This window comes from Paenibacillus sp. R14(2021), assembly GCF_019431355.1.
GTDB lineage: Bacteria > Bacillota > Bacilli > Paenibacillales > Paenibacillaceae > Paenibacillus_Z.
This window is the reverse complement of record NZ_CP080269.1, coordinates 4,526,658-4,538,416: the sequence shown is the minus strand read 5'-3', so window position 1 is coordinate 4,538,416 and position 11,759 is coordinate 4,526,658. Positions and strand designations below refer to the sequence as shown.

Below are 11,759 nucleotides of genomic sequence, written 5' to 3'. Positions count from 1 at the left end.
ATCTATCGCCGGTTTTGCACTCCCCTGCAAAGACCCGCCCTTTCGGACCGCCATCGTTATATAATGACCGGCGCTCCGCCCGAAAGCGGCGCTGCCTTCTCTCCTGTTTGCAGCTGATACATTTTGTAATAACGCCCTTCAAGCGCCATCAGCTCGCGATGGTTTCCGCGTTCCACGATTTCTCCGCGGTGCAGCACAAGAATTTGATCGGCTTCCCGGATGGTCGATAATCTGTGCGCGATCACAAGCGTTGTCCGCCCTGCGCTCACGACCTTCAGCGCCTGCTGAATGAGACCCTCCGTCTCGCTGTCGATGCTCGCCGTCGCTTCGTCCAGAATGAGGATGGACGGGTCGAACGCCAGCGCTCTGGCGAACGAGATAAGCTGGCGCTGTCCCGACGACAACGTGCTTCCCCGCTCTACCACCTGCTCGTCATACCCGCCGGGCAGCTGCTCGATGAACGTGGATGCGCCTACTTCGCGAAGCGCGTTCTTCACGCGGTCGATCGTAATGTTCTTGTTATAGAGGCTGACGTTGAACTTGATATCCCCCGCAAACAAGAAGGGATCCTGCAGCACGATACCCATATGCTTGCGCAGCGCCTGCTTCGAAAACGAAGCGATGTTCCGGCCATCGATGGAAATTTCGCCCTGCTGCGGCTCATAGAAGCCGAGCAGCAGGTTCATGATGGAGCTCTTGCCGGAGCCGGTGTGACCGACCAACGCAACTGTCTCGCCTTTGCGAGCTTCGAAGGAAATACCTTTCAGAACGTTCTCGCCTTCTTTGTAAGCGAAGGTCACGTTATCGAATTTCACGACGCCTTGAGGACGTTCGACGCCATCGGCCTCATCAACAGCCTTGCCTTCAAGATCCATGATCGCGAACACTTTCTCCGCGGAGACGAACGCCCGTTGCGCATTCGTCAGCTGATCGAAGATGCCGATGATGGGGTTGAAGATGCGTCCCAAATAATCAATGAACGCGTAAAACACGCCGAACGAGATCGACGCCTCTACCAGCGATTGACGCCCGAAATACCAGATAATCATCGCCGTTACCAATGCACCGATCGTACCTACGATATTCCGCGAGGACAGCGAGAATACGCGGAACTGCTTCACTTGATTGACGTAGCGATCGTTGTTCAGCACTTCGAACTCTTCGACCGTTACTTTCTCCCTGCGGAAGGCTTGAATGATCGGCATGACGTTGATCATTTCATTGAACATTGCGTTCATGTCACTCAGTCTGGCACGCATGATCGTAATGAAGATTTTGGAATACTTCAGGTGAACGTACATAATAACGACGAAGATCGGCGGCAGAATCAAGGTAAAGAGCGCAAGCCGCGTATCCAGTACGAACAGCGCCACATAGATGCCCGTCAACTGCACAACACTCACGACGAAGGTCGCCATGAAGCTCATGAACAGATCGCGGATTGCTTCCGTATCGTTGGCGATGCGGGAGACGACCTGACCAATCGGCGTATTGTCAAAATACCGCAGCGGTATGCGCGCAATATGACGCATCAAGTCCATCCGCATGTTCTTGATGATGCGAAGCGCCGTAGCTTGCAGCAGGTAGGACTGCGTGAAGTTGCAAATGCTCGCGGTTAGCAGCAAGCCCAGGTACAGCCCGAGCAGTTTCAGCACCGCGCCGATGTCATTCACCTTCTGGGACAAATGCTGGTCGATAATGATTTTGGCAATGTAGGGCCCGCCTAGCTCGGCGCCGACGGCGCAGCATAGAACGAGAAGCGCTGCAATAATGCGGTATTTGTAGACGAGCGCATAGCGGTACAGCCTTCTCGTCGTGGATGGATTCATAAGTAGGGTACCTCCTGACAGTTCGTACCCGCTTAACGGGTGCGTTAGAATATTGATTATCCGATTGCTTGAGTCGTGGGACAGGTCGCTGAATGCGGTGCCTGTATGGAGGCTTGAAATCTATTCCTCCAAGCTGGCTTCCATCTGCTGACGATCCCATTGCTGTCTGTACCAGCCGCCGATATGCATCAGCTGCTCGTGAGTGCCTTCTTCTAGAATTCGGCCCTCGTCCAGCACGAGTATCCAGTCGGCGTGACTGACGGCCGACAAGCGGTGCGTCGAGATGAAGGTCGTCTTCCCGGCACGCTCCTTGCGGATGTGGTTCAGAATGCGGCTCTCGGTTCTTGCATCGACAGCCGAGAGGGAATCGTCCATCGCTAGGATTTCTGCGTCGATCAGCAGTGCGCGCGCAATCGCGAGCCGCTGCTTCTGGCCACCGGAGAGCATGACGCCGTTCTCGCCGACAATCGTGCCCATGCCATCCGGCATGCCCTCGATGTCGGTGGTGAACGATGCCATCTCCACTGCTTTCGCGATTTCCGCGTCTGTCGCGTCCGGCTTGCCGAGCGCAATGTTGTCGCGGATCGACTTTGACAGAAGCAGATGCTCCTGAGGCACATAGGCGACCCATGCCTTCACGCGCTCAAGCGCGAGCTGCTCCACAGGCACGCCGGAGATGAGCAGCTGCTCCTCCGCTATCGGATACTGCCGAAGCAGCTGCTTCAGCAGCGTACTCTTGCCGCTGCCCGTCCGTCCCACGATCCCAAGGGTCTGCCCGCGTTCCAGCCTAAATGAAACCTGCTGCAGGCTCGGCTGCACCGCCGACGGGTAGGTAAACGTAAGGCCGCGCATCTCAATGCTCACAGGCAGATCGACTTCGACCGGCACCGCAGGATTAACGACATCCGGCTCTTGGACGAACGACTGCTCCACACGGTCCGCGGACGCATTGCCGCGCTGCAGGACATTGATGAATTCACCGAACGAAATCATCGGCCATATCAGCATGCCCAGATAAATATTGAACGAAATCAGCTGCCCCAGCGTAATCTCGTCATGGAAGACCAGATAAGAGCCGTAGCCGATGCCGATGGAATAACTGACGCCTACGATAAGGGAGATCAACGGTTGAAACAGTGCATTAAGCTGAGATACCTCCCGGTTGCGCTCCATCACTTCGGTCGTCACATTGTCGAATGCGTCAAGATCATGATTCTCCTGCACGTAAGAACGGATGACGCGGATGCCGGAGATCGATTCCAACGCATGATCGTTCATTTTGCCGAAAGCATTCTGCGCGGCCAAGAAGCGCGCCCTGACCTTCTTACCGAGCAAGTTGATGATGACCGCCAGCATCGGAAGAGGAACGAGCGCAGCCAGCATGAGCTTGTAATCGATCAACGAAATCATCGTCACGATAACGACCGATGCGCCGACAAGCGTATTGACGAGCGTCATGACCCCATAGCCCGACGTATTGCCGATTGCCAAAATATCGTTAGTCGCGAGCGCCATGAGCTGCCCCGTGCTGTTACGTTGGAAGAAGCTCGGCTTCATGCGCGTCAAATGCGCCATGAACCGCCCGCGAAGCAGCTTCTCGAGCAGGGCGGAGTTGCCGAAAAGCGTCGTAATCCATGCATATACAAGCACGTACAGCAGCAGCGCAAGTCCAACCAGGAGCAGCACTGTCCGGCTTAATTCAGAGGCGGTCAAGCCGCCCTTCTGGATATGGTCAATCGTATTTCCGATCATTTTCGGAGGGATCGTTTGCAGCAGGCTGACCGCCGTCATTAAGCTGATCGCCAGCGTATAATGTAACCATCTCGTTTTGAAAAACCATTGAAGCCGCGTCACGAAAGACAAGCTTTACACCCCTTTTCTATTGCCCTTGCGGGCCATTCACTTCAACAGCGCATCTGCACGCTTCGTACTTAAGGCCGCAGGCCGTCCCTTACGTCCGGCAAGGAAGACGCCTGCGAGAATAATGACGAGTCCAGCGAGCATGTTCCATTTAATCGCTTCATGAAGAAGCGTATAGCCCCAAATCAGCGCGGTGGACGGTACGAGATACGTTACCATGGAGGCGAATTCGGCGCTCCCTTTCTCCACCATGTAATAAAACAGAATGTACGCGAATCCGGATCCGAACATCCCTAGTCCGACGATCATCGGTACATTGGAAGCAGACGTCAGCTTCGCCAGCGTAATCGATTCCGTTGAACAGGCAATCACGCCGCTCACAACCGCGCTGCTGAGCAAGGTGCCGTATGTAATCTGATACATGGAGCAGCCTCGCTGCGACAGCTGCTTGGACAACTGGGAACCGACGGCGTAACAGCAGGTGGCGCCCATCATGCCAAAGAAGCCGATTCCGTCAATAGAAAGCAGCGAGCCCGGCCTTACGCCAAGCAGAATGAGCAGGCCTGCCGTTGCGATGGCAAGTCCCGCCCATTGCATCCGGCCCGACTTGCCGCGGAAGAACAAGATACCGACAAGCACGGTCCATACCGGCGTCGTCGCATTCAGAATCGATGCCATGCTGCTCGTCAGCCGCTGCTCGCTGAAAGCGATGAGCGTCCACGGGACGGCCGTATTGGTGACGGCCATGATGAACATGGCGGACCAAGGGATATTGCGGAAGCCGAACGGCTTCTTGAACAGCAGCATGACGAGCAGCACGATCACGAGCCCGAAGGACGAACGCAGAAACGCGATGGACCAAGGTCCGAAGTCGTGCAGCAGCACTTTGATAAAATAAAACGAGCCGCCCCAGATGAGACTTAAACCTATAAGCGCGGCATAGATGAGTCTGGGCACTGTAATCCTTCTTTCCCTTGCTAGGTTGGGGATGATCCCCCGCTTGAATCATGCCGGTACGCCGTCAAATCGACGGTTCCCGCCGGGCTGACGTACACGCCCTCTTCTTCCAGCAGCGCGCGCTGAAGAAACCGGCCTTCGTCGCTGCCGATCGCGATTTCGCCCCGGGCATTGATGACGCGGTGCCAAGGCAGATCATGCTTCGCGCTCAAGGAATGAAGAATGCGTACGACCTGCCTCGCGGCGCGCGGACTGCCCGCCTGCTCCGCGATTTGACCGTAAGTCATGACGCTTCCGGCCGGTATGGCCTTAATTGCATGAAGTACGCGTTCGGTGAACGGTGTCATAGGTACTTCTCCTTCTGTGGACTTGGCAGCAGACGCTGCAAGACTAAAGCCGGCCCGCAGCATGGTTTACTGGCAGCTCGTATACAAAGATTCGAAGCTTCTCGAGGTGGACATGGGGCCGGTCGCTTTTGTCTTCCTAGTATACCTCAATTCTTCGACTAATAGTGCATTTATACGAAAATACGTTCGTAATTATCAACCTCTGCCCTAGATAATTCAGCCATCCATTCTCCCTGCTGCGAGCAGTTCAATCTCGTTCTTGGCCGCATTACGTCCCGCATACCCCTGTTTCACAAGCTGCATGACCTAAATCCGCCCACATTTAGGGTTTACCGCGTAAATATGTTAAAATAGGACTATTCCGTTTATGAGGAGTGGACCCATTGATTAATTTCCAAGAAAAACTCGAGCGCTATGCAGCGCTGGCCGTTGAGGTCGGCGTCAATGTGCAGCCAGGCCAGACGCTGGTCGTTACCGCATCCATCTCATCCGCACCGTTCGTTCGGATGGTTGTGAAGAAAGCCTATGAAGTGGGCGCCAAAAACGTACACGTTGAGTGGAACGACGATGTTGTGACCCGCACGAAATACGAGCTCGCTCCCGACGAAGCCTTCAATGAATTTCCGCAGTGGCGTGCGCAAGGCTGGGAAGACATGGCCAAGGACAATGCGGCGTTCCTCAGCATCGTCGCTTCCAACCCCGATCTGCTGAAGGGCATCAAGCCCGAGCGGATTGCGAATGCCAACAAAGCTGCAGGCATCGCGCTCAAAACATGGCGCACCTACACCATGTCGGACAAAGTCAGCTGGTCCATCGTAGCCGTGCCATCCCCGGATTGGGCGGCTAAGGTGTTCCCTGACGTGGCTGCCGATCAACAAGAAGATACGCTGTGGGATGCCATCTTCGCCGCAACGCGCATCAACGAGCCGGATCCGGTTGCCGCGTGGAAATCCCACATCGAGGTGCTGGATACGAAAGCCTCTCACCTCAATGAGAAGAAATTCCGCGCGCTGCGCTACACGGGCCCGGGCACAGACCTGACGATTGAATTGGCTCCCGGCCATATTTGGATCAGCGCCGGCAGCGAGAACGCCAAAGGTGATATTTTCGTGGCGAACATGCCGACGGAAGAAGTCTTCACCGCTCCGCTCCGCGGCGGCGTCAACGGCACCGTGACGAGCACGAAGCCGCTCAGCTACGGCGGCAATCTAATCAAGGATTTCGCGCTCACGTTCAAGGAAGGCAAAGTCGTTGACGTGCAAGCGGAAGAAGGACTGGAAGTGCTGAAGAACCTGATCGGCACCGACGAAGGCGCCGCTTATCTGGGTGAAGTCGCACTTGTGCCTCATCGTTCGCCGATCTCGGATACGAACGTCATCTTCTACAACACGCTGTTCGACGAGAACGCTTCCTGCCATCTTGCAATCGGCAAAGCGTATGCGTTCTGCATCGAAGGCGGCAAAACGATGTCCGAGGAAGAGCAAGTCGCGAACGGCCTGAACTCCAGCCTCGTTCACGTTGACTTCATGATCGGCTCTGCGGAGCTCGACATCGACGGCATTCGTGCCGATGGCACGACCGAGCCGCTGTTCCGCGGCGGCAACTGGGCATTCTAATCGGGCTGGCTGCGCCGCTGCAGCGCCGCCCGAAGACCCTATCGAGCAAGCACCAATTCGACGCTTTGCGGCGCCGGATTGGTGCTTTTTTTTCGTCTCACCCACTCTGCAATAGAAAAGCCAGACGTCAGTAAGCCGTCTGGCTAATCGTATTTATAATTTCGCGATAAGCACCGCGGCTTCGTTGCCTACAGCACCTTCGACAAGAATGCCTTCGTCCGCTCCTGCTGCGGACGCTCGAACAAGTCGCTCGGCGTACCTTGCTCCACGATGTAGCCCTGCTCCATGAAGACGACGCGGTCGCCGACTTCGCGCGCGAAGCCCATCTCGTGGGTGACCACGACCATGGTCATCCCTTCCTTGGCCAGCTGCTTCATGACGGCAAGCACCTCGCCGACCATCTCGGGGTCAAGCGCCGAGGTCGGCTCGTCGAAGAGCATGATCTTCGGCTCCATCGCAAGCGCGCGGGCGATCGCGACACGCTGGGCTTGACCGCCGGAGAGCGATGGCGGGTAGACGCCTGCCTTGTCCTCCAAGCCAACCTTGCGCAGCAGCTCCATCGCTTTCTCCCGCGCCTTCTGAATCGGCCATTTGCGGATTTGCACCGGCGCCAGTGTGATGTTGTCGATCACCTTCAAATGCGGGAAGAGGTTGAACTGCTGGAACACCATGCCGACGTCCGCACGGATCGTTGTAATATTCGTCCGCTTGTCCATCAGCGATTTGCCTTCGATGAGGATATCGCCGCCTGTCGGCTTTTCAAGCAGATTAAGGCAGCGGAGGAAGGTGGATTTGCCCGAGCCCGAAGGACCGATCACGACGACCACTTCCTGGTTCGCAATCGATGCGGAAACGTCTTTGAGCACGACGTTGTCGCCGAAGGCTTTGGACAAGCCCGTTACTTGAATAATCGGGTTCATGGTCAGCTCACCTTCCTTTCTATCGCTACCAGCACCTTATTGAGCGTGTACGTGAGGATGAAATAGATAACTGCCGCCGCCATGTACGGCTCCCAGATCCGAATATATTGATTCTTCATCGCATTGCCCCAATACATAATCTCGGGAACCGTAATGAGCGCGAGCAAGGAAGAATCCTTGAGCAGCTGGATAAACTCGTTGCCGAACGCCGGAATCATTCGTCTGATAGCCTGCGGAAGCACAATGAACCGCATCGCTTGAAAATGCGTCATCCCAAGCGACTGTGCTGCCTCCATCTGCCCTTTATCAATGGAGAGAATACCTGCCCGGTAAATTTCAGCCGAATAGGCCGCTGAATTGAGTGACAGCGCTACGACAGCCGCAATAATGGCATTCGTCTTGCCGTAGATAAGCGGAATCAATCCGAAGTGCACGATAAAGATTTGCACCAGTAGCGGCGTTCCGCGAAAGAAGTTGATATACGATTGCATCGGCCAGCGCAAGAACCAATACCGCGACATTTTGCCCAAGCTTACGCCAAGCCCAAAAATCGAGCCCAGCAAAATCGAAGCTATGGATATCCAAATCGTATACAGCGTGCCCCGCAGCAGCAGAGGCGCATAATCCCAGATGATATCAAATCTAAAATCCATTCGGATACGTCCTTTCGTTATCATCAAGAAACGGAGGTTATGAAAGGAAAAAAGAGTATGCGCAACGTTACGGCACGCACACTCTTCTACTCATTCTTATTTCAAGTTTGCCGTATTCGGCTCTTCGCCAAACCATTTCTTGTAAATTTCTGCGTATTTTCCGTTTTCGATAATCGCCTTGATTGCAGGGTCCAGCTTCGCCTTCAGCTCGCTGCCTTTCGGGAAAGCGAGGCCGTAGTACTCGGAGTTGAAGTTCGTAGAATCCGCAATGCTCTTCAGCTTCTTGCCAGGGTTGTTCTTCACGTAGTCTCTGACGATAGCAATGTCGGCCACGACGGCATCCGCGCCGCCTTGATCGAGCTCAAGCAGCGCTACAGCGTTGCTGTCGAATTTCTTCAGATCCGTGTTGCCCTCCCCCATGATTTTGGTCATGAGGATATCAGCAGTCGTTCCGCCCTGCACGGCAACCTTCTTGCCCTTCAGGTCAGTCGCGCTCTTAATGTCGCTGTCTTCCTTCACCATGATAACGTTCGTCGATTCGAAGTACGGCATGGAGAAATCATACGTTTGCTTCCGATCGTCGGTAATGGAGATACTCGAAATACCGGCTTGATACTCTTTGCCTTGCTTCACGCTCTCAAGCATCGCGTCCCAAGCAACGTTGTGCAGCTCGTACTTGAGGCCTGCTTGTTTCATGACTTCATCAAGAAAATCGACGTCGAAGCCTTTCAGCTCGTCTTTGTCCATATACTCCATCGGAGCGTAGCTCGCATCGCTTGCAAACATGTACGTCGTCGCATCGCTGCTGTTGCCCGCTGCGCTTCCGGCGTTCTCGATTCCCGTGTTCTCGCTTTTCTTCGCACCACAACCTGCTAGTATTAACATGGCTACTAATGTCACGATTGCTGACACATACCATTTTTTCATCTTGTTTCCCCCTCAATCAATAATAATCTATGAAGATTCTATCAGGAATACGAGGGGGATTCAATTTAAATATTTAAATATGTCATCTTTTATCACATATTACCAAATTCCGATATATTTTCTCCCTTTAAACGACAATTGGCTACTCATCCTCTTCGCCAAGCGCCATATTGGGGTTGAAATCCGCCACGACGAGAATATCCATATGGCGGCCTTCCCGCAGCAGCGTTTCGATGACAGGCTTGTGCGTCAATTTACTCCAGAAGCTGCGGCCGCATTGACCCAAAATAATTTGGGTGCTCTTGAGCGCATTGGCTTTCGCAAGTAATGCTTCCGGTACCTTCTGCTCGGAAACGCCTGCCTCCGCCTCAAACGTACCGCCGAGACGTTCGACCAGCTCCTTGATCTCCGCAATCCGCTTGCGATGCTCCTCCGAGTGATTGCCGTGCTCCTGCACGTAATGCACATGCCAGTCGGCTTTCAGCCGATAGGCAATCCGGAAGCCGCGGCGGATCAGACGCTCCGCATTCATGCTTGCGGTAACTGCGACGAAGATCGATTCGTGCCTACGCCACGGTCCCCGCAGGGAGCCGTTCCGTTCCCATGCTTCGAGCCGCTCATCCACATCGTCGGCAATCTCTCGCAGGGCGAGCTCGCGAAGCGCAATGAGGTTGCCTGTTTTGAAGAAACCGGCGAGTGCCCCTTCCACGTCCTCGCTCTTATAGATGCTGCCTTCCCGCATCCGTTCCTGCAATGCGCCCGGAGCAACGTCGATCAGCTCCATCTCATCAGCCAGACGAAGGAAATTATCCGGCACGGTTTCGGCAACCGTGCAGCCCGTTATTTTCTCCACGGAGTCCTTCAGGCTCTCCAAATGCTGCACGTTCAGCGTGGAAATAACGGAAATACCGGCGTTCAGAATTTCCTGAATATCCTCGTAGCGGCGTTTGTTCCGGCTGCCCGGCGCATTCGCATGCGCGAGCTCGTCAATCAGCACGACCTCCGGATTGCGAGCAATGATAGCGGCGACATCCATCTCCTCGCTGGATTTCCCATGGTCTTGGATGACCATTCGAGGGACGAGCTTCAGCTGACCGAGCTGCGCCTCCGTGCCTGGACGTCCATGCGTCTCGACAAAGCCGATCACGACGTCGATATCTTTGCGCAGCAAGTCATTGCCTTCGCGCAGCATCATATACGTCTTGCCGGCCCCCGGCGCTGCTCCGATATACACCTTGAACGTGCCGCGGCGGATCCGCTCGATCTTCTTCTCCACTTCCTGCGTGCTCAAACGGCGATACGGCTCGGAGGGAGGCTTAGGCGCCGAACGCTTCGTCTCCAGCACCCGTTCGCCTTCGTGCTCCGCACGGTCGGCCATGAAGTACACGTCGATGTTGCGCGACTGCTTCAAGACGCTCCGGCCGATCGAGCCCTGCCGCAGCTCCTCCGCACGCGTCTGCTTGGAATGTCCCATAACAATACGCGTCGCGTTAATGAGCATCGCGTAGCGGATGAGCGCGCGAGGAACCTGGCGGCGGTTCGTAATCGAAATTTCACGGAAGCCCGCGCCGACCTTTTCTACCAGCTTCAGGATGGATTTCTTGAATGCATCCCGCTCCTTGGTCGGCTCCTGGGAAGCATCGTCGAAGACGACAACCTGCAGATCGCCGCCGAGCCGCTTGGCGATTTGCTGGCCGCGCCTAATATAGATCGAACCGTTGATATGATACTGTGCGGCGACAAGAATCCGTTCCGACGCCCCGGAAGGACCGATGAACCCCTGCTCCGCGCGGTATTTCTCCAGCGACTCGTTGACGCCCTCGGCAACTAAGCGAAGCGTCAATTCACGCAACTTGCCGACGTTCCCTCGCTTCAACAACTCAGGATCTTTAATGTTATTCAGCCGGCCTTCGTTCAAACGGTTCAGAATCGTCTCAGGCGATACGTCGATTAGACGCACCTCGTCCGCAAGCTCCAGCAAATCCGCCGGCACCGTGCATTCCGCCGAGATGCCTGTCAGCTTCTGAGCCTGCTCCGTCACACCTTCAAGCTCGTAGACGTTGACGGTCGTAATAACACTTATTCCTTTGCTGAGCAGGAAGCGAATATCCTCCAGCCGTGTTGCAAACCGGGCATTGGGGCGGTTCTCATGCGCCAGTGAATCCACCAGCAGCACCTCGGGATTGCGTTCTACGATGGCATCCAAATTCAAATCCTTCTTCTCGACGTCGCCTTTCATCCAGTGGATGCTCGGAATACGCTCCAAGTCCGCGAGCTGCTCCACGGTTTCCGGACGGCGCATCGTCGATACGGCACAGACGACGACCTCGATCCCCTGCTGCTTGAGCGCCTGGCCTTCGCGCAGCATATGATAGGTTTTCCCGGAGCCGCTGACGGCGCCGATGTAGATTTTAAGTCGACCGCGATGGATTTTAGAAATGGATAACAGCAATTCCTCCGGAGTTTTACGGCGGTAACCGGCCATAACAACGCCCCCTTTTCCTGCTTGTATCTATAAATTTACTAGTTCGCCTCTAACTTATACGCATACCGAAAATGAACATCAAAAAAGAAGCCTGCAAAAGACTGCCTCTAAACAGAGGAACGCCTCTCGCGGCTTCTAGGCACATCTATGATGAAGTGTCTATTT

9 protein-coding genes are annotated in these 11,759 nt (G+C 55.0%); 1 reads left to right on the top strand and 8 read right to left on the bottom strand.

The window, feature by feature from the left end:
• Positions 1 to 56: 56 nt before the first annotated feature.
• The 4 genes from KXU80_RS21170 to KXU80_RS21155 form a co-directional block, all read right to left on the bottom strand.
• Positions 57 to 1,829, bottom strand: coding sequence for an ABC transporter ATP-binding protein (locus tag KXU80_RS21170; RefSeq protein ID WP_219835120.1), 1,773 nt, complete (start codon positions 1,827 to 1,829; stop codon positions 57 to 59).
• A 120-nt stretch (positions 1,830 to 1,949) separates the two neighbouring features.
• Positions 1,950 to 3,692, bottom strand: coding sequence for an ABC transporter ATP-binding protein (locus KXU80_RS21165; RefSeq protein WP_258171088.1), 1,743 nt, complete (start codon positions 3,690 to 3,692; stop codon positions 1,950 to 1,952).
• Between the two features lie 36 nt (positions 3,693 to 3,728).
• Positions 3,729 to 4,646: a DMT family transporter gene (locus KXU80_RS21160; RefSeq protein WP_219835119.1), complete on the bottom strand. Its 918-nt coding sequence runs from the start codon at positions 4,644 to 4,646 to the stop codon at positions 3,729 to 3,731.
• A gap of 20 nt (positions 4,647 to 4,666) precedes the next feature.
• Entirely contained in the window at positions 4,667 to 4,993 is a 327-nt protein-coding gene (locus KXU80_RS21155) for an MGMT family protein (protein ID WP_219835118.1), read from the bottom strand.
• A 386-nt stretch (positions 4,994 to 5,379) separates the two neighbouring features.
• On the opposite strand from KXU80_RS21155, the gene KXU80_RS21150 reads away from it, so the two are divergent.
• Positions 5,380 to 6,609 carry an aminopeptidase gene (locus tag KXU80_RS21150; protein ID WP_219839144.1) on the top strand — a complete coding sequence of 410 codons (1,230 nt, stop codon included), beginning with the start codon at positions 5,380 to 5,382 and terminating at the stop codon, positions 6,607 to 6,609.
• A 188-nt stretch (positions 6,610 to 6,797) separates the two neighbouring features.
• On the opposite strand, the gene KXU80_RS21145 is transcribed toward KXU80_RS21150, so the two are convergent.
• The 4 genes from KXU80_RS21145 to KXU80_RS21130 all read right to left on the bottom strand — a co-directional run bounded on the left by KXU80_RS21145 (position 6,798) and on the right by KXU80_RS21130 (position 11,594).
• Positions 6,798 to 7,520 carry an amino acid ABC transporter ATP-binding protein gene (locus tag KXU80_RS21145; RefSeq protein WP_219839143.1) on the bottom strand — a complete coding sequence of 241 codons (723 nt, stop codon included), beginning with the start codon at positions 7,518 to 7,520 and terminating at the stop codon, positions 6,798 to 6,800.
• An 11-nt stretch (positions 7,521 to 7,531) separates the two neighbouring features.
• The gene (locus KXU80_RS21140) at positions 7,532 to 8,182 is read right to left on the bottom strand and encodes an amino acid ABC transporter permease (protein ID WP_219835117.1); all 651 of its coding nucleotides are present in this window, start codon (positions 8,180 to 8,182) and stop codon (positions 7,532 to 7,534) included.
• Positions 8,183 to 8,278: 96 nt separating this feature from the next.
• Complete coding sequence (locus tag KXU80_RS21135; protein WP_219835116.1) at positions 8,279 to 9,109, bottom strand: basic amino acid ABC transporter substrate-binding protein; 831 nt, start codon at positions 9,107 to 9,109, stop codon at positions 8,279 to 8,281.
• A 142-nt stretch (positions 9,110 to 9,251) separates the two neighbouring features.
• Positions 9,252 to 11,594 (bottom strand): histidine kinase, encoded by a 2,343-nt coding sequence (locus tag KXU80_RS21130; RefSeq protein ID WP_219835115.1) that lies wholly within the window; start codon positions 11,592 to 11,594, stop codon positions 9,252 to 9,254.
• Positions 11,595 to 11,759: the final 165 nt, after the last annotated feature.